Source organism: Roseibium sp. JB4-4 (assembly GCF_055693425.1).
Window position 1 is genome coordinate 77,779 of sequence record NZ_CM146333.1, and the last position, 23,401, is coordinate 101,179.

General features: G+C 54.1%; 25 protein-coding genes and 1 pseudogene. 20 read left to right on the forward strand and 6 right to left on the reverse strand.

Translation table 11 applies throughout. The features are described from left to right. Nucleotides 1-2: 2 nt before the first annotated feature. The 11 genes from ACZ1HV_RS00460 (at nucleotide 3) to ACZ1HV_RS00510 (ending at nucleotide 8,212) form a co-directional block, all read left to right on the forward strand. Nucleotides 3-1,175: an isovaleryl-CoA dehydrogenase gene (locus ACZ1HV_RS00460; protein WP_298820322.1), complete on the forward strand. Its 1,173-nt coding sequence runs from the start codon at nucleotides 3-5 to the stop codon at nucleotides 1,173-1,175. Between the two features lie 22 nt (nucleotides 1,176-1,197). After that, a complete protein-coding gene (locus ACZ1HV_RS00465; RefSeq protein WP_472716987.1) occupies nucleotides 1,198-1,443 on the forward strand; it encodes a hypothetical protein in 246 nt (81 codons plus the stop codon). A 191-nt stretch (nucleotides 1,444-1,634) separates the two neighbouring features. Then, nucleotides 1,635-2,687 carry a TRAP transporter substrate-binding protein gene (locus ACZ1HV_RS00470; RefSeq protein ID WP_472716988.1) on the forward strand — a complete coding sequence of 351 codons (1,053 nt, stop codon included), beginning with the start codon at nucleotides 1,635-1,637 and terminating at the stop codon, nucleotides 2,685-2,687. A gap of 48 nt (nucleotides 2,688-2,735) precedes the next feature. Beyond that, nucleotides 2,736-3,011 carry a TRAP transporter small permease subunit gene (locus ACZ1HV_RS00475; RefSeq protein ID WP_472716989.1) on the forward strand — a complete coding sequence of 92 codons (276 nt, stop codon included), beginning with the start codon at nucleotides 2,736-2,738 and terminating at the stop codon, nucleotides 3,009-3,011. A gap of 22 nt (nucleotides 3,012-3,033) precedes the next feature. Continuing rightward, entirely contained in the window at nucleotides 3,034-3,417 is a 384-nt protein-coding gene (locus ACZ1HV_RS00480) for a cupin domain-containing protein (RefSeq protein ID WP_298961868.1), read from the forward strand. 224 nt (nucleotides 3,418-3,641) lie between these two features. Next, nucleotides 3,642-4,547, forward strand: coding sequence for a hypothetical protein (locus tag ACZ1HV_RS00485; protein WP_472716990.1), 906 nt, complete (start codon nucleotides 3,642-3,644; stop codon nucleotides 4,545-4,547). A 92-nt stretch (nucleotides 4,548-4,639) separates the two neighbouring features. Then, entirely contained in the window at nucleotides 4,640-5,329 is a 690-nt protein-coding gene (locus ACZ1HV_RS00490) for an SDR family NAD(P)-dependent oxidoreductase (protein WP_298820331.1), read from the forward strand. 64 nt (nucleotides 5,330-5,393) lie between these two features. Further along, nucleotides 5,394-6,023 (forward strand): GNAT family N-acetyltransferase, encoded by a 630-nt coding sequence (locus tag ACZ1HV_RS00495; protein WP_298820333.1) that lies wholly within the window; start codon nucleotides 5,394-5,396, stop codon nucleotides 6,021-6,023. A gap of 12 nt (nucleotides 6,024-6,035) precedes the next feature. After that, the gene (locus ACZ1HV_RS00500; protein WP_472716991.1) at nucleotides 6,036-6,440 is read left to right on the forward strand and encodes an ACT domain-containing protein; all 405 of its coding nucleotides are present in this window, start codon (nucleotides 6,036-6,038) and stop codon (nucleotides 6,438-6,440) included. Between the two features lie 116 nt (nucleotides 6,441-6,556). Next, nucleotides 6,557-7,411 carry an adenylate/guanylate cyclase domain-containing protein gene (locus ACZ1HV_RS00505; RefSeq protein ID WP_472716992.1) on the forward strand — a complete coding sequence of 285 codons (855 nt, stop codon included), beginning with the start codon at nucleotides 6,557-6,559 and terminating at the stop codon, nucleotides 7,409-7,411. Nucleotides 7,412-7,597: 186 nt separating this feature from the next. Beyond that, nucleotides 7,598-8,212 carry an ATP-dependent Clp protease proteolytic subunit gene (locus ACZ1HV_RS00510; protein ID WP_298820339.1) on the forward strand — a complete coding sequence of 205 codons (615 nt, stop codon included), beginning with the start codon at nucleotides 7,598-7,600 and terminating at the stop codon, nucleotides 8,210-8,212. Between the two features lie 72 nt (nucleotides 8,213-8,284). On the opposite strand, the gene ACZ1HV_RS00515 is transcribed toward ACZ1HV_RS00510, so the two are convergent. Next, nucleotides 8,285-8,689: a globin family protein gene (locus tag ACZ1HV_RS00515; protein ID WP_298820341.1), complete on the reverse strand. Its 405-nt coding sequence runs from the start codon at nucleotides 8,687-8,689 to the stop codon at nucleotides 8,285-8,287. Nucleotides 8,690-9,175: 486 nt separating this feature from the next. Between ACZ1HV_RS00515 and ACZ1HV_RS00520 the strand changes: the two genes are divergently transcribed. Next, complete coding sequence (locus tag ACZ1HV_RS00520) at nucleotides 9,176-9,922, forward strand: YdcF family protein (RefSeq protein WP_472716993.1); 747 nt, start codon at nucleotides 9,176-9,178, stop codon at nucleotides 9,920-9,922. 163 nt (nucleotides 9,923-10,085) lie between these two features. Next, nucleotides 10,086-11,333, forward strand: coding sequence for an adenylate/guanylate cyclase domain-containing protein (locus ACZ1HV_RS00525; RefSeq protein ID WP_298820345.1), 1,248 nt, complete (start codon nucleotides 10,086-10,088; stop codon nucleotides 11,331-11,333). On the opposite strand, the gene ACZ1HV_RS00530 is transcribed toward ACZ1HV_RS00525, so the two are convergent. The 3 genes from ACZ1HV_RS00530 to ACZ1HV_RS00540 form a co-directional block, all read right to left on the reverse strand. Next, a complete protein-coding gene (locus tag ACZ1HV_RS00530; protein ID WP_298986000.1) occupies nucleotides 11,252-12,025 on the reverse strand; it encodes a DUF599 domain-containing protein in 774 nt (257 codons plus the stop codon). The genes ACZ1HV_RS00525 and ACZ1HV_RS00530 overlap by 82 nt on opposite strands. 403 nt (nucleotides 12,026-12,428) lie before the next feature. Then, nucleotides 12,429-12,980: a hypothetical protein gene (locus ACZ1HV_RS00535; RefSeq protein ID WP_472716994.1), complete on the reverse strand. Its 552-nt coding sequence runs from the start codon at nucleotides 12,978-12,980 to the stop codon at nucleotides 12,429-12,431. Between the two features lie 107 nt (nucleotides 12,981-13,087). Further along, the gene (locus ACZ1HV_RS00540; RefSeq protein ID WP_472716995.1) at nucleotides 13,088-13,972 is read right to left on the reverse strand and encodes an SDR family oxidoreductase; all 885 of its coding nucleotides are present in this window, start codon (nucleotides 13,970-13,972) and stop codon (nucleotides 13,088-13,090) included. A 121-nt stretch (nucleotides 13,973-14,093) separates the two neighbouring features. Here ACZ1HV_RS00540 and ACZ1HV_RS00545 point away from each other — a divergent pair, with 121 nt between their 5' ends. After that, the gene (locus ACZ1HV_RS00545; RefSeq protein WP_298820352.1) at nucleotides 14,094-14,528 is read left to right on the forward strand and encodes a DUF1489 family protein; all 435 of its coding nucleotides are present in this window, start codon (nucleotides 14,094-14,096) and stop codon (nucleotides 14,526-14,528) included. A gap of 8 nt (nucleotides 14,529-14,536) precedes the next feature. On the opposite strand, the gene ACZ1HV_RS00550 is transcribed toward ACZ1HV_RS00545, so the two are convergent. After that, on the reverse strand, nucleotides 14,537-15,157 hold the full coding sequence (locus tag ACZ1HV_RS00550) for a TetR/AcrR family transcriptional regulator (protein ID WP_298820354.1): 621 nt from the start codon (nucleotides 15,155-15,157) through the stop codon (nucleotides 14,537-14,539). A gap of 81 nt (nucleotides 15,158-15,238) precedes the next feature. On the opposite strand from ACZ1HV_RS00550, the gene ACZ1HV_RS00555 reads away from it, so the two are divergent. The 3 genes from ACZ1HV_RS00555 to ACZ1HV_RS00565 all read left to right on the forward strand — a co-directional run bounded on the left by ACZ1HV_RS00555 (nucleotide 15,239) and on the right by ACZ1HV_RS00565 (nucleotide 17,565). After that, nucleotides 15,239-15,868, forward strand: coding sequence for a DUF2306 domain-containing protein (locus ACZ1HV_RS00555; RefSeq protein WP_472716996.1), 630 nt, complete (start codon nucleotides 15,239-15,241; stop codon nucleotides 15,866-15,868). Nucleotides 15,869-15,985: 117 nt separating this feature from the next. Further along, the gene (locus ACZ1HV_RS00560; protein WP_472716997.1) at nucleotides 15,986-16,723 is read left to right on the forward strand and encodes a vWA domain-containing protein; all 738 of its coding nucleotides are present in this window, start codon (nucleotides 15,986-15,988) and stop codon (nucleotides 16,721-16,723) included. Nucleotides 16,724-16,857: 134 nt separating this feature from the next. Continuing rightward, nucleotides 16,858-17,565, forward strand: a complete 708-nt coding sequence (locus ACZ1HV_RS00565; protein ID WP_472716998.1) for a DnaJ domain-containing protein — start codon at nucleotides 16,858-16,860, stop codon at nucleotides 17,563-17,565. Here the strand turns inward: ACZ1HV_RS00565 and ACZ1HV_RS00570 are convergent. Further along, complete coding sequence (locus ACZ1HV_RS00570; protein WP_472716999.1) at nucleotides 17,552-19,246, reverse strand: serine hydrolase; 1,695 nt, start codon at nucleotides 19,244-19,246, stop codon at nucleotides 17,552-17,554. The two genes, ACZ1HV_RS00565 and ACZ1HV_RS00570, sit on opposite strands and share 14 nt — an antisense overlap. A gap of 587 nt (nucleotides 19,247-19,833) precedes the next feature. On the opposite strand from ACZ1HV_RS00570, the gene ACZ1HV_RS00575 reads away from it, so the two are divergent. The 3 genes and pseudogenes from ACZ1HV_RS00575 (at nucleotide 19,834) to clpA (ending at nucleotide 23,370) form a co-directional block, all read left to right on the forward strand. Continuing rightward, nucleotides 19,834-20,166 (forward strand): phasin family protein, encoded by a 333-nt coding sequence (locus tag ACZ1HV_RS00575; protein WP_298820362.1) that lies wholly within the window; start codon nucleotides 19,834-19,836, stop codon nucleotides 20,164-20,166. Nucleotides 20,167-20,572: 406 nt separating this feature from the next. Beyond that, nucleotides 20,573-20,899: pseudogene (gene clpS / locus ACZ1HV_RS00580) on the forward strand (ATP-dependent Clp protease adapter ClpS); the annotation flags it as partial. 17 nt (nucleotides 20,900-20,916) lie between these two features. Then, nucleotides 20,917-23,370, forward strand: a complete 2,454-nt coding sequence (gene clpA, locus ACZ1HV_RS00585) for an ATP-dependent Clp protease ATP-binding subunit ClpA (protein ID WP_472717000.1) — start codon at nucleotides 20,917-20,919, stop codon at nucleotides 23,368-23,370. Nucleotides 23,371-23,401 lie beyond the last annotated feature (31 nt).

A 23,401-nucleotide genomic window follows, 5' to 3' on the forward strand; every position in this document is an offset into this window, starting at 1 on the left:
CAATGATCCGCAACGATTTTCCGGGGTTCAATTTTGACCTGGGCGAAACTGCCGACATGCTGCGCGATACAGTGCGTTCCTATAGCCAGGATCGTATTGCACCGATGGCTGAAAAAATTGATCGCGAAGACTGGTTTCCGCGGGAAATCTGGCCAGAGATGGGGGAGCTTGGTCTGCATGGCATTACGGTTGAAGAGGAATGGGGTGGCTCGGGGCTCGGCTATCTTGAGCACTGCATCGCCATGGAGGAAGTCAGCCGTGCTTCCGCCTCTATCGGCTTGAGCTATGGAGCGCATTCCAACCTTTGTGTGAACCAGCTGCGACGTTGGGGGCGCGACGACCAAAAAAAGCGGTATCTGGAGAAACTTGTCACTGGTGAGCATCTGGGAGCACTTGCAATGTCGGAGCCTGGGGCCGGCTCAGACGTGGTGTCCATGAAACTGCGCGCTGACAAGAAGGGCGACAGATACATCCTCAATGGATCCAAGATGTGGATCACAAACGGGCCCTCGGCCGAAACAATGATCATCTATGCCAAGACGGACGCAAGCGCTGGTCCGAAAGGCATTACGGCTTTTCTTGTCGAAAAAGATTTCCCGGGTTTTTCGGTTGCTCAAAAACTGGACAAGCTCGGCATGCGGGGCTCTGAAACCGGCGAATTGGTATTTCAGGACTGCGAAGTGCCGGAAGAAAACGTGCTTGGAGAAGTGGGCAAAGGTGTCAACGTCCTGATGTCTGGCCTTGACTACGAGCGCGCTGTGCTGGCCGCGGGCGCAGTCGGCATCATGCAGGCCGCGATGGATGTTGTTATCCCGTACGTTCATGAACGCGAGCAGTTCGGGCAACCGATTGGGACATTCCAGCTGGTTCAGGGCAAGGTCGCGGACATGTATGTGACAATGAACGCTACAAAGTCTTACGTTTACGCCGTCGCCAGAGCCTGCGACCGCGGCGAAACAACGCGAGAAGACGCCGCTGGTGCAATCCTTTATGCTGCGGAAAATGCAACGAAAATAGCTCTGGATGCCATCCAGTTACTTGGTGGAAACGGGTATATCAACGAATATCCGACCGGCCGCTTGCTGCGTGATGCCAAACTCTACGAAATTGGAGCCGGAACATCGGAAATTCGCCGCATGTTGATTGGCCGCGAGATCTTCAACAAAACGACCTAAGGCTTCGCCAAGGAGTGGATCAGTGAAATACACCAGGCTGCCGGAGACGGCGGATGCCAAGTCTCCTGCTGGAGCCGATATCCGCTTTATCATGGATGGACTGGCCGGCAACATGATCCACTCGACAGTCCCTGCCAGTCAAATCAACAGGGCAACCCAGCACAACACAGTCAGCGAATTCAGGCTCATTCTTGAGGGACAGGGACAGATCTGGCGAAAATCCGGTGCAACGGAGATCATTGTTGATCTGAAACCGGGTCAGTTTTGAACGCGCATTGACAACACTGAGCGGGATCGAGACGATAAGAACAATCAAACTCGGTCACATCCAGGACAGAAATCCAGGGGCCTGCGGCGAGATCCAGTTCATCAGCCAGCTCTTCGAAATAACATGGTCCAATGCGCCGCATCGACAATCGCGCACCCTAAAAAACTGACGCAACAATCCCGGAGGACAACATGACAAAGATGGCTAAACTGGCCCTGGCTGCCTTACCCTTTGTGGCCATGAGCGGGCCGAGCCTTGCGCAGGATGTCACAATCACCCTGCAATCGGCTTTTCCGACCAGCCTTCCGGTCATCAACACGATCCGGCAGTTCGAAGCAGAGGTCGAGGCAGCCTCCGGCGGGACGATCCAGATCGAGCTGGCGGAACCTGGCGCGATTGTCCCACCGTTCGACATTCAACATGCGGTCTCTGACGGCGAGATCGAAGCGGGCTATACCGCTGCGGCCTACCTTCATGGATCCTTGCCCGTTGCGTCGTTTTTCACGTCGATGCCGTTCGGGCCGCAAGCGCTCGATTATATGGCTTGGTTCTACGAAGGCGGCGGGCTCGAGCTCAATCAGCGCATGTATGACGATGCGGGCTTTGACCTCGTGACTATGCCACTAACCTTCACAGGCATGGAATCGGGCGGTTGGTTCAACTCACCCATCGAAGGGACCAACGATTTTGCCGGGCTCAAGTTGCGCTGGTCGGGGCTTGCCTCGGAAGTGCTGGCAAGCCTAGGTGCGGATACCGTGCTGATCGCAGGCGGAGAGATCTTTCCATCGCTTGAAGGTGGCGTCATCGACGGGACCGAGTTCAGCTTTCCACAAGTGGATCTTGCGCTGGGTTTTCCGGACGTGGCTTCTTTCAACTATTTCCCTGGCTGGCACCAACCCTCGACGATGATTGAGTTGGTCATCAACCGCGACGTTTGGAACGGCCTGACAGACAGCCAGCGCACGATCATCGACATGGCGGCCAGAACCAACGCGATGCGTTCGGTCCTGCGGATGGAATACTCACAAGCCGCCGCCGTCGCGCAAATGGCAGAACAGGGCGTGGACGTCCGCCTTTACAGCCCCGAGACCCTGGACAGCCTCCGGGTAGCCTGGGACACGCTTATCTCCGAGATGGCCGCGGCTGACCCCTTTGTGGCAGAGGTCTGGGACAGCTTGCAGGCCGCGCGAACGCAAGAAGACACCTGGGACGCGTTAACCGTAGCACCTATGCAGCGCCCATGATCGGCCGTCCCAGCGCGATCCTTGGGCCTCTGCGCCCGAGGGGCTGAGATGAGTCTATTGCACAACATGAACCGGGCCACAAAAGACCTGGCCAATGCCTGCTTGTGGATTGCAGCGCTCTTGAACGGGCTGGCCGTTTTCGTGGTTCTGGTGATAGCGCGTTACGGCTTTAATGCTTCCCAAGCGGCCCTCGACGAGCTGCAATGGCACTTCGTCGGCGCCGCGATCCTGTTCGCGATCGTCAGCTGCATCGACGAGGATAGCCATGTGCGGATCGACAACGTCTATGCACGGTTTTCTAACCGGCTGCAGCGAACGACCTAAGTCTTCGCCAAGGAGTGGATCAGTGAAATACACCAGGTTGCCGGAGACGGCGGATGCCAAATCTCCTGCTGGAGCCGATATCCGCTTTATCATGGATGGACCGACCGGCAACATGATCCACTCGACGGTCCCTGCCGGTCAAATCAACAGGGCAACGCAGCACAAGACTGTCAGCGAATTCTGGCACGTTTTGGAAGGGCAAGGGCAGATTTGGCGCAAATCCGGTTCAACCGAAATCATTGTTGACCTGGAACCGGGCGTGTCGATTGATATTCCGGCCGGGACTGCCTTTCAATATCGCGCGACTGGTACGGCTCCGCTGAAATTCATTTGTATTTCGATGCCACCCTGGCCGGGAGACGATGAAGCAGAATATGTCGAAGGGGCATGGCAGCCCACGGTTTGAGGACATAGAGTGCGCGAGGATTATCAGTCGGGCACGCTTTTTAGTTTTGGCACAGGTTGTTTTGTCCAGCAGACTTAACGAGCAGTTGGTCCACCCGAAGGCGGGCTTAACTTCAAAGGTGTAGCGGCCAATGCGTTGATAATCGTTATGATTGCATTTGTTTAATTCAGTTTCTTTTAATTGAATTTCGCGTATGGGTAGCATCTCAATTGCAGGGGTGCACTATGGATCGATTACTACGCTACAGCCTCGACTTATTTGCGGGTCTGATTGGGTGCGTTTTGGGCCTGATTTTGTTGTTTCAGGGAATGTCGAAACTGATTCAGGGCGTTGTAATGTATTTGACGCTCTCAGGAATTGGAGCGGATCCGCGGGCTGAGTTGGTTGGCAAGATCATCGAAAAGTCCGATCTCCAGCTACCAGGTCCGGGCGTCTTCGCATTGTTCCTTCTCATGTTCGTGGGGCAAGTCGTTGCTGGTGGTGGGCTTCTATTCTTTGGTGGCAGGGGAATTTACAGAAGAATTTCAATAGGTTTTCCAACCGAGGAAGAAGGGAAAGCAAATACACTTGTCGGAAAATTGGCTTCAATAGGCGTGTTTCTCTTCGGAATTGGTATTGCCGGAGCAGGTTTGGTTGGTGGCACGGGCAACATGCAAAAAAAGATTCCGATAGTATTCTGGGGAGTAGAGGTAACTGGCAAGATCGACAGTCTCGTCAAAGCGCAAGATTCTGCTTCAATGAGAACACCAAGCTATCTTGCAACGATCTCATTTCCTGGGCCGGATGGCGAAATACTTACAAGAACAGAGCGTGTCTCGTATACGACTTATACAATTTTGAGACGCAGTAACGAAGTTGACCTCAAGTATGATCCGGCAAATCCGGAAACATTTAAGTTGAAGCAATTTGTTGCCAGTCCACTCGAATACATCTGGTATTTTGTCTGGCGCATTGCATTTGTCTATGTCGGTGTTTGCGGCATACAGAGAAATCTGAGGCCTGGAGGCCCAACATTGCCTGGACTGCAAATAGCTGCAGGGCGAACTTCAACAGCCATAAACAGCCACTCCCAAAACATTGCTCAACGGAGCTACAGCAAACCAACGCAGTTTGGACGGCGAGGTGTCTAATACGGTGCTTGGTCACAGGTTCTGAACCTTGAGACAAATCCTTCTGCGGTTTTTTTTCGTAGGTCCTTTGGAAGAAAATCGAGAGGCCAGAAATGAAACAGGTTGCTGTTGTCATCGGATCAAGAGGAGGGATCGGTTCAGCGCTCCAAACGAAACTTCGCGACGGGCAGCAGTTTGATACCGTCCTTGGCTTAAACCGAGCGGACACGCCAAAACTGGATCTGTTGAACGAAGCATCCATCAAGTCTGCAGCCGGTTGGGTGAAGGACCTGAAAGGTGAAATTCGTCTTGTGGTCGACGCAACCGGTGGCTTGACGGTGTCCGGAAGTCGACCTGAAAAGAGCCTGCGAGAAATCGATCCGGTGCATCTGGCGGAAGCCTATGCGATCAATGCTATTGGCCCTGCTCTTCTCATGAAGCATTTTTTGCCTCTTCTGCCGCGGCAGGGGCGATCCGTATTTGCCACTTTATCGGCCCGCGTTGGCTCTATTGGTGACAATCAACTTGGTGGTTGGTACGCCTATCGGGCTTCAAAAGCGGCGCTTAATCAACTCGTCAAAACGGCAGCGATTGAAATGTCGCGCAAGGCACCGGACGCCATATGCGTTGCCTTGCACCCAGGTACAGTAAAAACGCCATTGACCGACAGTTTTGCGAAGTCGGGTCTCGACGTTCAAACTCCGCATGAAGCCGCAGTGAAGATCCTGACAGTCTTGAGAACACTTGAACCGCAGGCAAATGGAGGTTTCTTTGACCACAAGGGCGAGAGAATTCCCTGGTAGACCGCTGGTTTTCGAGCGTCGGCCCAATTGAAATCAAAAAAACTATGAACATTGCGGGGGACACGTGTTCCATGCTCTTCTTGCTATCCAACCGGTTGCAATCGAGATGCTCAACGACATGGAATTTCGCCCGCTCACCCCTGATCGCTGGGACGACCTCGTCGACTTATTCGGACCGGAAAGGGGCGCAAATTCCGGATGCTGGTGCATGTGGCCGCTTTTAAGAGCAAAAGACTGGCAGGCCATGGCCCGAGAAGAACGCCGGGATGCATTCCACAACAGGGTGTCGATTGGATCTGAACCCGGGTTGCTGGGATATCACGACAAACCGGCGATCTGCTGGGTCGCGGTGGGACCTCGCGAAAATTATGTTCGATTCCAGATGAGCCGAACAACGCGTCCTTTGGAAGAGGACACGCGGGACCAAATTCGAAAAACATATGCATTGACGTGTTTTTTTGTTCGAAAGGGTTTTCGGAACAGCAGTTTGATGTGGCAACTCATCAAGGCAGCGTCCATCCATGCCAAAAGCAAGGGAGCCCACTATCTGGATGCCTGCCCGATAGAGACTGACAAGCCTTTGCAATGGGGTGAGGGGTTTGTTGGAATTGCGTCCGTGTTCCGCCGCTGTGGTTTTGAAGAGGTCGCTCGCCGTAGCCCTCGCAGGCCTTTGATGCGGCTTCGTTTAACTTGAACTGGAGGCAGTATGCCGGGTGAAACTGATTTGAGCGCGCTTATTTCTCATATGCGTCCGATGCTTGATCCCGAACATTATGTGTTCTGCACGTTTGAAACCATGGCAGCCGGAGATCTTGCGCAGTATGAGCCAATTGGGCTCTTTTCCGAGACGGAAGGAACGACGGCGATTCTTCCCGTTGAACGCGCCCGCGAGCTGGGCTTGGCCGATGCAGAGTGGTACCGCAGGATCACGCTGACGGTCCATTCCTCGCTGGAGGCTGTTGGCCTGACAGCTGCTGTTGCTGCTGCATTGGCAGAAAAAGCAATACCGGCCAATGTTGTTGCCGCCTTTTTCCATGATCATGTTTTTGTCCCGGCGGAGCGCGCTCAAGATGCATTGGAAGTCTTGAGGAACCTTGCTGACGGCGATTAGGTAGCGGCAGTGTTGGTTGCGGCCAATAGCCTGCCAATTGGCACCTGAGTGGATTTGCCCTTGCAATTTGGTTCTGGGCTTACCATTCCTAAGCTTGAGCAATCAGGGGTAAAATGATGCAACGGGTGAAGCGGCGTCTGGCGGCAATCATGTGCGCAGACGTTGCACAATATTCGAAGCTGATGGCGCGTGACGAAGACGGCACGTTGGATCGGCTGAAGGCCTATAGGTCTGTAATGTCCTCTATGACAGGGCGTCACAACGGCCGGATCGTTAATACCTGGGGCGATGCCGTCATCATTGAGTTCACCTCGGTCCTGGAAGCCGTTCAATGCGCGGTCGACATCCAGAACGAACTTTTGCACCGCAATTCCGAACTTCCCGACTTGAACAAAATGGAATTCAGAATCGGCATCAATCTCGGTGATATCATGGTCGAGGGCGATGACATCTATGGGGACGGAGTGAATGTCGCTGCCCGCCTTCAGGAAATTGCGCCAACAGGCGGGATCATGTTGTCGCAGTCGGTTTACGATCAGGTCAAAACGAAAATGGCGCTTGGTTTCGAGCCGCTTGGGCCGCAACAGGTCAAGAATGTCGCTGACCCTGTTGAAACCTATTCCGTACGAATGGGAGGCCGGAACACACCGCAGGAAAGCACTGCGGCCCAAAATGAAGATGGGGCCGACATGCCCGGTTCAACATCGGACAGACCGAATTGGGATAAGGATACGCAAGCCGTTGCCAACGGCTTTGAGCAGGCGCGGCGCTGGTTGCGCGCACAGCCGCGAAAGGTGCGCAGTTGCGTGTTCATGATCGGTTTTTTCTTCGTCCTCAATCTTCTGACGTCAGGGTTGTCCACACTATGGTTCGTCTGGCCTTCCTTGCCGTTTGCGGTCATGCTTGTCTGGCACTTCATTGTCGGACGTAGGGAAAAGGCGATTGACAGCCAACTTCCTCCTGGAGACTGAGGCACTGATCTGGTCAGGCGTTGCCTTTCTGATAACTCTTTTCACGTTATTGAGGATCACATCATTTGCGAGTGCCCCAGACTTCGCATACACATGACTGAATGCCGGGATGATGGACTTTCAGCCATCGTCCGTTGAAAACGCCGGTTCAATCGGCCCAACAGCCAAGGGAGCTTAATCCTGCGCATGAAAAACTATTCGACCACGGTGCCTGCACGCCTCGACGATGATGACGAGGACAAAGCCAAAAGCCAGCAGTCGATCCAAGTCGACAAGCATCTGTTCGAAGCGCGCACAGTTCTGATCACCGGTGCGGTGACACAAGAAATGGCCCGCGACGTCTGTTCCCGTTTGCTTGCCCTTGCGCAGGTCTCAAACGATCCGATCACGGTAATTGTTTCTTCGCCTGGCGGTCACGTTGAGTCCGGCGACATGATCCATGACACCATCAAGTTTGTTGCGCCTGAAGTGCGGATTCTTGGAATGGGCTGGGTCGCCAGCGCGGGTGCCTTGATTTACGTGTCCGTGCCGAAGGACAAGCGGTTTTGTACCCCGAACACACGCTTTCTCTTGCATCAACCGTCCGGCGGTGCCGGCGGCATGGCAACGGATATCGAGATCCAGGCCAAGGAAATCATCAAGATGCGTGACCGGTTGAACAAGATCTTCGCCGATGCGACCGGTCAACCGATCGAACGGATCGAAAAGGACACGGATCGCGACTACTGGATGAGCCCGGAAGAAGGCATTGAGTATGGTCTTGTCGGAAAAGTCGTGACCAGCGTTGACGAACTGGGCTGATCGAAGCCTAAAAGAGACTGTCACAGAACGCCGGTGGTTGGTTCCACCGGCGTTTTGTTTTGTGGGGGGACCTTAGGCGCTCAGCGTTTCCGGTTCGACTGAATAGACCAGTACCGGAGCAACAGGTTTCGGGCTGAGAACTTGAGGACGTAAGCGGTCCAGCAGTCTCCGAAACTCTGTTTCGTCTCCGGTGCCGGCTCGACCGCCAAAGAATGCGCTGACCAAGTGATCGACAAAACGCGCATACAGGTCGGAACATGTGCAAATTGGTGACAGTAACTCACATACCGGCTTTCCATCATAGAACGGCGCGCCGCCTGACAGGAAAATCAGGAATTCAGTCAGGTCATCGGAACGCTCGAACTCTTCGCGGAAACCGGAGAGATCGAAGCATTCATCCTGTTCCAGACGTTGCTTCAGACGTGGCATGGCCTGCATGACTGCCTTGCGTCCACCAAGTTTCATATAGAGTGTCATCTGGCTATCCTCGATTAAGCCTTCGAAACGATGCCTAGAGATTGCCGCATTTGATTTCAAAACCCTGTGACTCCGATCACGATTATTCCCTTTGCAAAAATTCCGATGAAATTCTGCATGGCTGTATTGTCTATTGTCGGAAGTGAATATCGGCAAACGGGCTCATAGCGGGGCGCAGAATGTCGGGTTTGTGTGTCAGTCTTTTTACAATTCAAACGCCATCACAAGCTTTGTACCCAGCTGTGAGTTGCCGCGGTAAAAAGCGGCAAACCGTGATGACCGAGTTCCATAGTTCGATGAATTTTGCAGTCTATTTCCAGCCATAACTGCCATTTACTCTTGTGATGAATGTGAACACTTTTGGGCAGTTTCGTTGCACGGGCGTTCAGCTATCTGTCGCCATCCGAGCGAGGCACTCGGCAAGCCTTGACTTGTTGGACGATGCTGGTCGTTGTTCTTTAAGAAAATGATTTCCTTGGGGGGCGGATGTTCTTCTACATTTCAAAAATTGGTCAGTTTTTCATTCAGCCTTCGAACTTCCTGATTGCTCTGGTTCTGTTTGGCCTGCTGCTGATGGCTTTCACCAGCCGCAAACGTATCGCAAAGCTGATGACCTGGGCCGGGCTTGCTGGACTTGTCATTTGTGGATTTTCACCAGCCGCAAACTGGTTGATCCAACCACTGGAGGACCGTTTTCCTCGTCCTGCAAACATCAGCGGATTTGACGGCATTATCGTTCTTGGCGGCGCTGTCGATACTGTCGTGACCGGTGTTCGCGGAGACACAGCTTTGACCATGTCGGCCGAGCGCATAACGATTACTGCGCGGCTGGCAAGGATGCTGCCCGACGCAATTGTCGTCCACACTGGCGGACAGGGCGTCATTATTTCTTCGCAGGCGACGGAGGCGGAGGGGGCCGGCCGGCTTTTCGCCGATTTTGGTATTTCACCGGAGCGCGTTGTGCTGGAGGACGAGTCACGGAACACCTGGGAAAATGCCACCTTGAGCAAGGAAATCGTGGATCCGCAGCCGGGACAAAGGTGGCTGCTCGTTACCTCCGCCTATCATATGCCCAGGTCCATGGGTGTCTTTGAGAAGGCAGGGTGGACAGGGCTGACGGCTTATCCTGTGGACTATCGAACCAGGGGGAAGTGGACAGGGGACTGGGATTCGATGGCGCGTCAAAGGGGCTGCGTCGATTCGACATCGCGTTTAGGGAATGGCTCGGATTAGCGATCTATTGGGTGATCGGGCGAAGCACGGAATTTTTCCCGCAGCCCTGAAGACGGCAAATCACTTTTAACTTACATCTCAATTTTGGGTTCAACCTCTTTTACAGACGGTTGCGTCGCACCATATATTGAGCGAACTCAGGGAATTGAAAGGACGTGGGCTGATGGTCCTCGAAGCGCCGATCGTCGCGGCAGACGTTGTACAGTGGCTCTACAGCGACGCTTCGCATTTGAATGATACTTTGGAAATCGTTTCAGAGCTTGCTGAGCGCCTGCGCCGCGGCAAAGTGCCGGTCGACAGGGCGACAACGGGCATCTGGGTCGTGCACCCGAACGTGCGCGCAGAAGCATCCATTTGGGCAAGTGACGGGACGCGGGAGCTCAGGCTCTATACGTCTGACAACAGTTCGGAAGAGGATTACGAAGCCAGTCCGATCAAGCGTGTCCACGAAACGAGTGCTGCAGTGCGTGTCCGGATCGAGAAAGAACCTTCGATTGTGGAGGAGTTCCCGGTCACGGTTGAATTGCGGGATGAAGGCTACACCGACTACATAGCGCTGCCGCTGCCCTTTTCGGATGGCTCCGTAAAGGTTGCTACCTTCGCAACCAAGGCGCCTGGCGGGTTCGTCAGTTCTCACATAGGTGTTTTTGAATCGCTTGTGCGGCCACTGGCACTGGTCTGTGAGCTTAAAACCCTGAAAAGGACTGCGGAAACTGTTCTGGAGACTTACGTTGGTCCACGAGCCGGATCGCGGGTTCTTGATGGTACGACACGCCGCGGTGAAGGCGAATGGATCAAGGCCGTTGTGAGCTTTGCCGATATTCGCGGGTTCACCAGGATGTCCAACACTTTGCCTGCCGACAAGGTCATCTTGTTCCTGAACAAGTATTTCGGCGCGATGACGGCAGCTGTGGAGGCCCATGGTGGCGAAGTGCTGAAGTTTATCGGCGACGAAGTGATGGCCATTTTTCCGTATGAAACGGATGGTGAGGCACGTGACGCAGCCAAGCGGGCGTTGCTTGCTGCACGGGAGACACTGCAGCGGATCGAAACGATCAACAGTGCCAGAACGTGCGCTACGACCCCGGATATGAGCGTCGGGATTGCGTTGCATGCCGGCGATGTCTTCTATGGCAATGTCGGCAGTGAAACGCGGCTCGATTTCACCGTGGTGGGACCAGTTGTGAACCTGGCTGCGCGTATCGCCGAACTGGCGAAGGACCTTGAGCGTCAGGTCCTGGTCTCCGACGCACTTTCCGACATCATGGGATGCCGTTCTGGTCTTTATGGACGGTATCAGGTGAAGGGATTCGATGATCCGGTATCGGTCTATTCTCCGGATTTGACGGGTGATCCGAGGTTTGGATATTGCCCTGAAAACACGGCTGAGCGGGCTCTGGAAGCAAACTGACGTCGTGTGAGCACGATCAGCACAGCAAGCGTGGCCCCTGCGAAAACGTAGGGGCCGGCAAACCAGCCAAGAAATCCGATTGCAAAGAAAAACGCGCGTTGACCTCGGTTGAAATGGCGTCCGGCGAGTACATTCAGTTCGCCGGCCTGCATAGCCATCTTTCGTACCGTTTTGTCTTCAGCCTGCCCCAGGTCCGGAACGGCACCCATAATGATGCTTGCATAGTTGAACAGCCGGTACGCCCAGCCAAATTTGAAGAAGGCATAGGCGAAAATCAGCATCAGGCCGAGAACCTTTATTTCCCATAAGGCGCGACTGTCTGCGCCTGGTATTGCCAGATCTCCGGCGACTTGGAGTATCCTTTCCGTAGCGTCGAGAAGTGCAAAACAGCCCCCCATTGCCAGAAGAGCGGTTGAGGCAAAAAAGGCAGTGCCTTGCTGAAGGCCCGCCATGATGGAGGTGTCCATGATGCGGACTTCGCGCATGCACATGGAGATCATCCAGCCACGTCGAAAGTCGTCCATCGCATTTGACAGGGTTCTTTGTCTTAAAGGACTGACATCAATCAATAAATTAAAACCGAACCAGGCAAAGAGAAACCAGGCGGCAGCGGCGATATCAATATTTGAGAGGGCCTGCATCACGAACCTTTTGACGATGCCGGTGGGTGAACTCCGGCTTCGAATTGTCATAACAGAGTTTATACAACAGCACTAAGGAACACTGTGGGAAACCGTAAGGTGCTGAAAAATTGAAAGGATTTAAGCTCTGCAAAAAAGCGATACCAGTTGCTCCTTTTTTGCGCTTGCGAAAGGGTAAGGGATCGTTTACCTCATCGCCCCAATGGCGCCACATTTGAGGTCGGTGGGACCCGGCGCCGAATAACAAAGTGTAGGGATTTGATGGACGAAAACGTGCAGAAATCTTGTTGGAGCGTCACTCTTTGGACTGTCGCTGTCGTTGGCGTCGCGTTGACGATGGTTCTTTTGTTCAATGATGTGGAAAGTGCCAAACAAGCCGTCGCTGTTGCTCAATAAGAACAGCTGGACGTGTTCAGAACAAAGGCGCAGCCGGGAGCTGCGCCTTTTTGTGTTTCTAGCCGGCAATACCCGCACGACGCCTATCAGCTGATCCTGACGATACCGGGCGATTGGACGGCCCGGAGATCTTTCTAAATTCCATTTGACGCACCACGATCTGGTCCGCCGGCCGGCTGACCAAGAATCCGGTATATGCGTTTTGCCGAAGTGGCAGCAGCACCATTTGCACTGAACCTGCACCTGGCCAGGCCAGGCTAGCGCCCCATACGGGTATGTTTTGCGGCGTTTCCTCGCCCAGAAGCGCTTGAATATCGATGCCATGGAGCAAATTTGTCCCGCTTGCATCCCATTCTATCGATGCAAGGCCTTCTTCGATCCGGAATAGATGCAGCTGTGTGCTGCCGATTGTCACACTCAGGCCGCCTTCAATCGCTGCAATTTCGGCAGTGCCGGTATTTCGGTCGACGCCAATCGTCCTGCGTATGTCGCCCTCCTGAACAAATCCGGCCGTATTGCGGACTTCAAATGCGCCGAGTGGCCAATCGCCGGCAGCAAGTGAAGCCGTCAATTGAAGAAACGCAAAAATTGCGAAAAATGACCTGATCAAAGCGAAGCCCCAAGTTGCCCTTGGTTTCAATTTAAGGTGGGAAACTTTAGAAAGTCTTTGTTCGAATTGAGAAAATCCTTACCGTGGCCTTGTGGAATTGCCAGTGTTCATTTTGACAGGGCAACGACCAGATCTTCGATGGTGGAGTGCTCGGGCTGCCATCCGGTTGTGCGACGGGCGTGATTGACGTCCACTTTCTGCGACAGCGCGTAACCCGCGCTCCAATCGGTTTCCGGATCAGTCTCTTCGGGGGCGGGTGTTGTGTCGATTTCCAACGGTGCGCCGTGCCTTGCGGAAATGTGCGATGCAAGGTGCCCGACTGAAATACCGTCAATGCAGCTGGCAATCAGGGACATTCTGAAACGGGTCTGTTGCAATATGCGCGCGTAAAAGTCTGCAAGATCGTTGACTTCGACCAGTGGCCAGAGCGTATCGCGCGTCGCTCTTGTTTTGAATGCATGGCCCTTCTTCAGGGCATCGGTCATTTCTGCAATGGGTCCGAATTCCCGGCTGCACACCAGTGCCGGATGAACCACCGCAAGGTTCATGTCTGTGCCGTGTGACAGGGTTCTGATTGTCTCGGTCATGTAGCGAAAGGCGGGCAGAGGTGAAAACGGAGTCTTTTCCGTAATCACGTTCCGCGCAGTCGTTTGCGGAAACAGCCAGACCCCGCCGGTGTAGATCACCTTGAGTGGTTGTTGCCGATGTTGCGCGGCCTTCTTCAGTGCCAGCATGGATTGCCTGTCGACACGGCCCATGTCGGCAGAAAATGTCGCGCCGGTGTGGACCACGGCGTCACAGGCAGCAGCACGGCTCACCCAGCTATCGGGAGAGCAAAGGTCACCCGGGTAGGCATTGGCGCCCAGAGCACGGAGTTTTTCAGCTGACGCGTCGGATCTGGCGAGGCCGACAATCCGTGCGTTCTCGTCGAGAAGTCGCTTTAGAACCGCTGAACCGATGCTACCGGTTCCGCCTGTGAGAAACACTTCCATGGGACTATGAGACCCCCGTTAAGCGTTAACCGCAAGCGTTACGTCACTCTTGCTGTGCAAAATCCACCGCCGTTTCCAGAAGTCAGCTTGACGGAACCGGCAGGCCTGCTAGGTCAAGTCTATGACCTTGCATCTTGTTAAATTGTGTGTGGGAGCAGACAGCGCAGAATCTCTTCAGGCCTGGATTGATTTCCGCGTTGAACAGGCGCGCCTTGCTGGTACGGAAGAGGTGACGACACACACAACCCGCATGGTTCCGACCCGCAAGGATGAGCTGCTGGACGGCGGGTCGCTCTACTGGGTCATCAAGGGGAAGATCCAGGCGCGGCAACACCTATTGGACATTCGCCCGTTTACCGATGAAGCGGGTATAAAACGATGCGATCTTGTGCTGGAACCCCGTCTGATATTGACCCAATACCGACCCAGGCGACCGTTCCAGGGCTGGCGGTACCTAAAAGTGGATGAAGCCCCCGGTGATATCCGGCTTGCGGGCGAGGCAGTGGCCATGCCGGATGCGATGCGCCGCGACCTGACCGAGCTTTGTCTCCTTTAACGGCGGGCTTACTCGCGGGTTTTGTCGGCGGACTGGGCGGCCAGCGCATTCCGCAAGTGTGAAAGCAGTGCGTCAAGATCAGGCCAGCCGCGACCCAGCTTCGGGTTGTCCTTCTTTCGGGTCATGGCCAAATGGGCGTAGCCGTGAACGAGTGACCAGACAAGGATCTCGGTTTCTTCAATTTCTGTGCCTGGAGGAACCAAAGGTGCGCACGTTTCTCGCAAGATACCGTATGCCTCTGAAGAGGCCACGCAGAAGTCTTGGTCGTTCTCGTTGAATTTCTGCCCTGAAAAGATGAACAGAAACAATTCAGGATGCCCCGCTGCATAATCCAGATAGCCGTGACAGATCGCGCTGAGGCGTTCAAAAGGGGCCGGGCCTGCCTTGTCTCGTCTTGCAAGCATGGCATTGCAAAAGAGCCGATACCCTCTGGCGGCGATGGCCGTTGAGAGCCCCATCAGGTTTTTGAAATGATAGCCTGGTGCCGCATGAGAGACGCCCGCCATCGCAGCGCATTCCCTCAGTGACAAACCATCAGGTCCCCGGTCTCTCAACAGTTGGACGCCGGCATCAACCAGTTTGGTTCGAAGCGTGCCGTCCCTAGGGCGACTTTTGGGGGCATTCATCATGAAGGTTTCATCCGTGATTGGCTTGACACTGTCAAGTTCGATCTTATCTTGACACTGTCAAGTTATGAGGAGAGAGACGAGATGGAACGGATTTCAAGGCTTGCGGGCAGCTCAGGGTTTTGGCTGGCCACGATAACTTCGGTCTTGGTTGCTGTCGTGTCTTATCGCTTCATACCCTTGGGTGTTCAGCAGGGAATGGAGTTCGTTGCCCATAACCTGGACGGCAACGCCCTTGCACTTTATGCACACATCGGGGTCGCACCGATCGCGCTCGCCCTGATGCCGTTTCAATTCATGTCTGGCGTGCGGCGACGCTGGCCAGCTCTGCACCGTTGGAGTGGCCGGGTCTACGTGGCAGCCATCCTGGTGTCAGGTCTTGCAGGTCTTCAGCTTGCATTCCACACAACCACCGGAGCCTTTGCCACACTTGGGTTTGCCTTGTTGGCATTCATTTGGCTCGGAACGACAGGTGCGGCCTTCTATTTCGCGGTGTCCCGTCAGATCGAGCGGCACAGACGCTGGATGCTTCGGTCGGCGGCACTGACCTTTGCCGCTGTCACTTTAAGGGTTTATCTGGGGTCTTCTATGGCCTTGGGTGCAGACTTTGCCATTGCTTACCCCATCATAAGCTGGGCGTGCTGGGTGCCGAACGCGGTCTTGGTGGAGCTCTATCTTCGCCGGGTGCACTCCTTGAAACTTCGAACCACGTAAACAGGCTCGACAAGAATACCGCCTGCGGCACTCAACTCCCTTGAGCACCTGAACTTGCCAAAGTCATCCAAGCGCTCCAAGTTGATTGTCAGAGACAGCCACTAGGACGAGGCAAGCATGGGTAAGACCGACGAACGCATGAAGGAAGCGCTTGTCCGGCAAAAATCAGAACTTCCGTCAGCGGATGCCGATGTCTCGGCTTTTCTGGAAAAGGCGCGAAACATCAAGCCGCAACCGGGGAGTGACGGCCGTTTGATTTTTGCGCTTGATGCCACAATGAGCCGACAACCGACGTGGGACCAGGCCTGTCATATTCAAGCCGAAATGTTTCAGGAAGCCGGGAGCATTGGCGGGCTGAACATCAAGCTTGTCTATTTTCGGGGCTTCGGCGAATGCCGGGCGTCGCGATGGTTCAATTCCAGCGATGATTTGGCTCGTGCGATGAGCCGAATATCATGTCAGGGCGGCCGCACACAAATCCGCAAGGTTCTGACAGCCGCACTTGAAGCGGCCGACAGGGAAAAGATTGCAGCATTGGTCTATGTCGGAGACTGCATGGAAGAAGATGTCGACCTGCTCTGCGACAAGGCGGGCCAACTCGGATTGCTTGGGGTGCCGATGTTCTTGTTTCAGGAAGGCCGCGATTCGGTAGCGGAAAGAGCTTTCCGGGAAATGGCGCGCCTGACAAAGGGGGCCTATTGTCCATTTGATGCAGGAGCGGCGCGACAATTAGCGGAGCTTTTGAAGGCGGTCGCTGTATTTGCCAGTGGCGGCCGATCGGCCCTACAAGCGCTGGAAAGAAAGGGCGGGCAGGGAGCGCGGTTGCTTTTGCAGCAGCTTCCGCCAAAGTCGTGACATGAAGCCCCAAGAAGCCTGATAACGACGTTCCTTCAAAAGTGCTTTGGAAAGCCCCATTTTGATGGCAGGAAGTTCGTGGCGGTGTGGAGCCGCCCGATGTTGTTTTTGTCAATCCAGTCCCAAGGGACCGAATGTTCTACCTTCTGATCGGAATTGTTCTTCTTGTCGCCGTTTTGACGCTTGCCAGGCAATTTGTGCACGCCAACCCGGCCGCGCTCGCCAGGCAACTGCGTACTTTCGCCGGTGTCTTCATGATTGCACTTGCCGGGTTTTTCGCCGTCACGGGGCGCTTCGCGTTTGCGCTACCGGCATTTGGCCTTGGCGTGATGTTGCTTCGACAACATGTTTTTTCAGGCCTATCTGGTGGCTACAAGCCACAGAAGTCATCCGGGCAGAGATCCCGTGTGCGGACGGCAATGGTTGAAATGGAACTGGATCATGACAGCGGGGCCATGACCGGGACCATATTGGCCGGCGGCTTTCAGGGCCGCGGGCTTGACGAACTCAACGAGCAAGAACTTGAAGCATTCTGGCGCGAAGCTGGCCAGGATGAGCAAAGCCAGAAGCTAGTCGAAGCTTATCTCGACCGCCGGCTTGCCGGATGGCGTGAACACTTCCAGACGGATGGAACAGAGCGGCAGGGAAGCTCGCCGGGCGCGGGCCCCATGACAGATGAGGAGGCCTACCAGATCCTGGGGCTTACGCCCGAAGCCGGGGACGCGGAAATTCGAGCCGCGCATCGCAGGCTTATGATGCGGGTTCATCCCGACCAGGGAGGTTCCGGTTTCCTCGCGGCGAAAATCAACGAGGCTAAAGACACGCTTCTCAGAAGACATTGACGGCATCCGTTACGCGGTTACTGATAGATGGCGAAGCAAGCATATTTTGCTTTTTGAGTGTTCTGCAGGCCCTTTTGGCTGCAGATTTGTTGTCGAAGCCGACAAACCTTGCTCGGTAGAGGGTCTGTCCGCCGGAATCGACCGGTTCGGTATAGGGTGAGCGGCCACGCAGGGCGCTACCGGTTTTGGCCTTGGCGTTCTTCAGCATACGGATTGCCTGGCCTTCGGTTTCTGTTGCTGCAATCTGGACCTGCCAGCCCGGCTCGATATCCTTGCTGTCGCTGGTCGCCACAGTGACCGTATCGTCGGCTGTTTCAGGCTCGATCGGCGCCAAAGCTGCTATCCTGGTGTCCGGCTGTTGCGCGACTGCCTGCTTTGCACTGATCGTCGCTACGGGCACCGTATTCAGTTGGATTGTTTCAACTTGAACGGACCGGGTCGCGGGAGCATTCGAAAGAGCCAGTTGCTGTTGCGAGGTTCCGCCGGAACGGGCTTGAGCGGCCTGAAGCAGTGCAGTTTTGGAGATGGAATTCGTGCTCAACGAACCGTCCGGGCTTTCCGGCGGGATGGGTGGCAGCGCAGTTGCAACCGCAAAGGTACTGTCGAAACGCTGCTTCACAAGGCGCGGCGGCAATGGCACAGCTTCACCAAAACCTGGAACGGTGGCCGGCTGCGGGGCAGGGACGACGCCAGCCTGTTTGGGCGCAGAAAATGCCAGTACCATCGGAGCACCGCTTGCAGGTTCAGGTTTGCTGCCGGGTTTTGAATTCGGCAATGGCGGGTTTTTCAAGTTTGCTGCAACGAATGTCGGCTGAACATTGCTCTTTGCGATTGCCGGCACGGTTTTTGGTCCGCGGCTGGCTTTGCGAAGGTAACGGCTGATGAGGTTGGTCATATGGGCGTTTCTGGATTTTCCAGACCTGCCGCCCATGACAACTGCCACTATGTGGCGTCCGTCGCGATTAACGGAAGTGACCAGATTGAAGCCGGACGCGCGAATGTAGCCCGTCTTGATGCCATCTACGCCCTTGACCCGACCGAGCAGCTTGTTGTGGTTGCCGTAGGTACGGCCTTTGTACTTGTAAGAGCGGGTTTTGAAGTACCCGTAATACTGCGGAAAGCGCTCCTGAATTGCCCGTCCAAGCCGCGCCATGTCTCTTGCAGTTGTCCGTTGCTTGGAGTTTGGCAGACCGTGGGGATTGCGGAAGGTCGTTTTGGACATGCCGAGCTGACGCGCAGTCCTGGTCATGCGTTCCGCAAACCTTTTCTCAGAACCGCCGATATTTTCCGCTACGACTGTTGCAACATCATTGGCTGACTTGGTAACAAGCGCCAGGATGGCATCCTTGACCCTGATCGTACGACCTGCCTTGACGCCTATCTTCGAAGGTGGCCGGCCGGCGGCATACTTGGAAACGGTCAATTTGGAATCAAGTGAAAGCCGACCAGCCTCAAGCTCTTCAAAGACCACGTAAAGGGTCATGATCTTTGTCAGCGAAGCTGGAAAGCGATAGGCGTCTGCCGAAGATGCGTAAAGGGTCTTGCCGGTTTTTGCGTCGACAACGATGCCAGCATATTTCGGGTTGGCTATCGCTATAGACGGAACGCTCAGCAAGAGAGCGCCTAGGACCAAAATCTTGCCTGCACGGGCAACCATTCTCGCATTGCGAAGAAAACGCATACCAAACACAATAACTATCCCATTCAGGGTCACGCGGTCAGTGTTTGAAGTTGCCTGGACTGGATCTTGAACCCCCGTGCGATTCAATCCGGCTACCCCGTCGACTACGTGTGTATTTGATGGAAACACGGTTACGAATGTGTAAATAGTTTGCGCAAAAAACACTTAAAAAATTTGATTTTGAATAGAGTTAATCAATAGTTAATTACAATATTTCTTGATATTTCTATTGCGGGTTAAGTTAACAAGTGAGAATGGCAAGAATATTTTCTTAAAAATGTCTTTCTTTTTTGTGGAATGTTGTTGCATATTGGAATTTATAGAGAAATAACTTGAAATGCCTTTGGGGCATTCCTGGAGATCGAGTTTTTATTCAATTGCTATTTTCACCTCATCGGGCACGTGCCTTTTGGTTTTATCGCATTGTTAATTTCTCGTAATGGTTGTTGTTGCGGTGCAAAATCACCTTGACACTTTTTGTGCAGTGCATTATGTGATGTTCATTAGGTAACGCGATTAGCGCACCGGCTGCCGAATGGAGCAACCACGAGGCCACAAAGACCGGTTCGCCGGATGAGGGCAGTTAGATGATGAATAACTTAGATGAGATCCAGAAGATGAGCAAAGACAACATGGATATGGCCATGGAGTCGTTCGGCACGATGAGCAAAGGCATGCAGGCAATCGCAGCCGAAGTTGCTGACTATCAGAAAAAGTCCTTTGATGAAGGCACTGCTGCAGTCGAGAAGCTCGTTTCTTCCAAGTCTCTGGATAAAGCTTTTGAAGCTCAGGCTGACTACGCCAAGAGCGCTTACGAAGGCTTCGTCGGTGAGATGACCAAGCTCGGTGAAATGTTCACCGACATGTCCAAAGACGCTTACAAGCCTTACGAAGGCGTGATGAGCAAATTGGCCAAGTAATTACCAATTTCTGCCTCTTCGAGGCAATGAATTGATCGAAACCCGGCTTATCTGAGCCGGGTTTTTTCGTATATGCACAGTTTTGCCCAGTCCTTTGCCGGTGTTGAACACATCGTCTTCACGGATTGGAAATGCGCTACCTCCCCATCTTTTAATCTCTTTTGAGAGACCTACATTCAGCATCACCGGCTGCACTTTATGCCGATTTGTGCAGTTCACCGGTTTGTTGATGAAATCGACCATTGCGCAAGGGCGGCTTGCGCGGCAGGATTACCGTAGAAGCAAAGCGACCGTGAACTCTTTTCAAAGCGGCGGTCCAGGTTACGGGCAGGCTTTCCAGGGTTAGTCAATGCCCGTTAGTATGAAATGAGTGATGGCCGGAGTGAATAAGGCGATAGACTGGGCAATGTCGGCAGGCTCTGATTATGACAATGACGGTGACGACGCCGGAACAGTCGTTGTCACCCGGACAAAAACAGTTACCAAGCGGCCAAATCTGTATCGTGTGCTGCTGCTGAATGACGACTACACGCCGATGGAGTTCGTCATTCACGTTGTGGAGAACTTCTTCCAAAAAAACCGCGAAGAGGCGACTCGCATCATGCTTCATGTTCACCACCACGGCGTCGGAGAATGCGGGATATTTTCTTACGAAGTCGCGGAAACAAAAGTGACACAGGTGATGGATTTTGCGCGAAAGCACCAACATCCCTTGCAATGCGTCATGGAAAAAAGTGAGGACCAACGCACGTGCCTTCCTTCTCACGCAGTCTTGAAAAAGCCCTTCACCAGGCTCTGGCATTCGCGAACGAGCGCCAGCAGGAATATGCGACGCTCGAGCATCTCCTTCTGGCGTTGCTCGATGACCAGGATGCTGCGGCCGTCATGCGGGCCTGCAATGTCGACCTGGATACGATTCGCAGGAACCTCCTGGAATATATCGAAACTGAATTGGACAATCTCGTCACTGACAGTGACGATGATTCCAAACCGACCGCTGGTTTTCAGAGGGTCATTCAGCGTGCCGTGATACACGTGCAGTCTTCTGGACGCGAAGAAGTCACGGGCGCAAATGTGTTGGTCGCAATATTTGCGGAACGGGAAAGCCACGCGGCTTATTTCCTGCAAGATCAGGATATGACGCGTTACGATGCGGTGAATTATATCTCACATGGTATCGCGAAACGCCCCGGAATGTCCGAAGCCAGACCTGTGGAAGGTGCGGAAGAAGAAGATGTGTTGCCGGGCGCGGAAACGGACAAGAAATCGAGCCAGAAAACCGATGCGCTTGAAGCTTATTGCGTTAATCTCAATGACAAGGCAACCGGTGGCAAAATCGATCCGCTGATAGGACGAGACAGCGAAATTCAACGCACGATCCAGATATTGTGCCGGCGATCCAAGAACAATCCGCTGTTTGTGGGAGATCCCGGTGTCGGCAAAACCGCGATCGCGGAAGGATTGGCCCATCGTATCGTCAATGGTGATGTGCCCGATGTTCTTAAGGACGCGACTATCTTTTCACTGGATATGGGCTCGCTTCTTGCCGGAACGCGCTATCGCGGCGATTTCGAGGAACGCCTGAAGCAAGTGGTCAAGGAAATCGAGGATTATCCGGGCGCCGTCATGTTCATTGACGAAATCCATACGGTGATTGGGGCAGGTGCCACATCCGGAGGGGCCATGGATGCGTCCAACCTTCTCAAGCCGGCACTCGCATCCGGGGCGATCCGTTGCATTGGGTCAACGACCTATAAGGAGTATCGCCAGTTCTTCGAAAAGGACAGGGCACTTGTGCGGCGGTTCCAGAAGATCGATGTCAACGAACCGTCGATACCCGACGCAATCGATATTCTTAGGGGTTTGAAGCCTTATTTCGAGGATTTCCATAAGGTTCGCTACACCAACGATGCCATCAAGACGGCTGTTGAGCTTTCAGCAAAATACATCTCCGATCGCAAGCTTCCTGATAAGGCCATCGATGTTCTGGACGAGACAGGCGCGTCTCAAATGCTCGTGCCGGAAGCGCGGCGGCGCAAAACCATTGGTGTGAAGGAAATCGAAAACACCATCGCCACAATGGCAAGGATCCCGCCAAAGTCCGTTTCCAAGGATGATGCTGAAGTTCTTGAGAATCTCGGCAAGGACCTGAAACGCGTCGTCTATGGGCAGGATGATGCGATTGAAACCCTGGCTTCGGCGATCAAACTGGCTAGAGCGGGGCTTCGCGAACCGGACAAACCGATCGGAAGTTACTTGTTCTCCGGACCGACGGGTGTCGGCAAGACGGAAGTCGCTCGACAACTGGCATCATCGCTTGGGGTTGAGCTGATCCGTTTCGATATGTCGGAGTATATGGAACGGCATACGGTTTCCCGTTTGATCGGTGCACCGCCAGGCTATGTCGGTTTCGATCAGGGCGGTCTGCTGACCGATGGTGTCGATCAGCATCCGCATTGCGTGCTGCTGCTGGATGAGATCGAGAAAGCCCACCCGGATCTTTTCAACATTCTGCTGCAGGTCATGGACCACGGCAAATTGACCGACCACAATGGCAAACAGGTCGATTTCCGCAATGTCATCTTGATCATGACGACGAATGCGGGTGCCGCGGACATGGCCAAGATGCCTGTCGGCTTCAATCGCGTGAAGCGAGAAGGAGATGACACTGAGGCGATCAACAAGCTGTTCACGCCTGAGTTCCGAAATCGCCTGGACGCGATCATACCGTTTGGCAACTTGCCGATCGAGGTCGTCCACAAAGTTGTCGAAAAGTTCGTCATGCAGCTGGAAGTCCAGCTCGCAGATCGCAACGTGACGTTCGAGTTGACAGACGAGGCCGTGAAATGGCTGGCGACTAAAGGATATGACGACCGGATGGGAGCTCGACCTCTGGGTCGAATTATCCAGGAGCATATCAAACGACCGCTGGCCGATGAGGTGCTGTTCGGCAAATTGAAAAAAGGCGGCATGGTCAAAGTGTCGGTATCGGAAGACGGCAAGGGTCTGCTCCTTGAAAGCGTCGAGGAGCGAGCGACACCGCCGAAGAGCAAAGCCAAGACCGAGCCCAAGCCGCGCCCTAAGCGCAAGCGCAAAGCTCCGGCCAAATCGGCGGGTACCAGCAAGGACAGCAAGGCGTCGTCGTCCGGCAAAGGTGGTTCTTCGAAGAAGAGCCTGGTGCCCAAGGTGCCGTTGGCGGACTGATCAACCTTTTCCAAGCTTGAAGAGCCCCGGC

What these genes read in the sequence shown, in the direction of transcription:
- ACZ1HV_RS00540 (WP_472716995.1), bottom strand. Translation starts at nt 13,972, where the DNA reads ATGGAAGTGTTTCTCACAGGCGGAACCGGTAGCATCGGTTCAGCGGTT.
- ACZ1HV_RS00470 (WP_472716988.1), top strand. Translation starts at nt 1,635, where the DNA reads ATGACAAAGATGGCTAAACTGGCCCTGGCTGCCTTACCCTTTGTGGCC.
- ACZ1HV_RS00565 (WP_472716998.1), top strand. Translation starts at nt 16,858, where the DNA reads ATGTTCTACCTTCTGATCGGAATTGTTCTTCTTGTCGCCGTTTTGACG.
- ACZ1HV_RS00485 (WP_472716990.1), top strand. Translation starts at nt 3,642, where the DNA reads ATGGATCGATTACTACGCTACAGCCTCGACTTATTTGCGGGTCTGATT.
- ACZ1HV_RS00525 (WP_298820345.1), top strand. Translation starts at nt 10,086, where the DNA reads ATGGTCCTCGAAGCGCCGATCGTCGCGGCAGACGTTGTACAGTGGCTC.
- ACZ1HV_RS00500 (WP_472716991.1), top strand. Translation starts at nt 6,036, where the DNA reads ATGCCGGGTGAAACTGATTTGAGCGCGCTTATTTCTCATATGCGTCCG.
- ACZ1HV_RS00575 (WP_298820362.1), top strand. Translation starts at nt 19,834, where the DNA reads ATGATGAATAACTTAGATGAGATCCAGAAGATGAGCAAAGACAACATG.
- ACZ1HV_RS00550 (WP_298820354.1), bottom strand. Translation starts at nt 15,157, where the DNA reads ATGATGAATGCCCCCAAAAGTCGCCCTAGGGACGGCACGCTTCGAACC.
- ACZ1HV_RS00510 (WP_298820339.1), top strand. Translation starts at nt 7,598, where the DNA reads ATGAAAAACTATTCGACCACGGTGCCTGCACGCCTCGACGATGATGAC.
- ACZ1HV_RS00555 (WP_472716996.1), top strand. Translation starts at nt 15,239, where the DNA reads ATGGAACGGATTTCAAGGCTTGCGGGCAGCTCAGGGTTTTGGCTGGCC.
- ACZ1HV_RS00505 (WP_472716992.1), top strand. Translation starts at nt 6,557, where the DNA reads ATGCAACGGGTGAAGCGGCGTCTGGCGGCAATCATGTGCGCAGACGTT.
- ACZ1HV_RS00545 (WP_298820352.1), top strand. Translation starts at nt 14,094, where the DNA reads ATGACCTTGCATCTTGTTAAATTGTGTGTGGGAGCAGACAGCGCAGAA.
- ACZ1HV_RS00515 (WP_298820341.1), bottom strand. Translation starts at nt 8,689, where the DNA reads ATGACACTCTATATGAAACTTGGTGGACGCAAGGCAGTCATGCAGGCC.
- ACZ1HV_RS00520 (WP_472716993.1), top strand. Translation starts at nt 9,176, where the DNA reads ATGTTCTTCTACATTTCAAAAATTGGTCAGTTTTTCATTCAGCCTTCG.
- ACZ1HV_RS00490 (WP_298820331.1), top strand. Translation starts at nt 4,640, where the DNA reads ATGAAACAGGTTGCTGTTGTCATCGGATCAAGAGGAGGGATCGGTTCA.
- ACZ1HV_RS00530 (WP_298986000.1), bottom strand. Translation starts at nt 12,025, where the DNA reads ATGACAATTCGAAGCCGGAGTTCACCCACCGGCATCGTCAAAAGGTTC.
- ACZ1HV_RS00475 (WP_472716989.1), top strand. Translation starts at nt 2,736, where the DNA reads ATGAGTCTATTGCACAACATGAACCGGGCCACAAAAGACCTGGCCAAT.
- ACZ1HV_RS00560 (WP_472716997.1), top strand. Translation starts at nt 15,986, where the DNA reads ATGGGTAAGACCGACGAACGCATGAAGGAAGCGCTTGTCCGGCAAAAA.
- ACZ1HV_RS00460 (WP_298820322.1), top strand. Translation starts at nt 3, where the DNA reads ATGATCCGCAACGATTTTCCGGGGTTCAATTTTGACCTGGGCGAAACT.
- ACZ1HV_RS00570 (WP_472716999.1), bottom strand. Translation starts at nt 19,246, where the DNA reads ATGCGTTTTCTTCGCAATGCGAGAATGGTTGCCCGTGCAGGCAAGATT.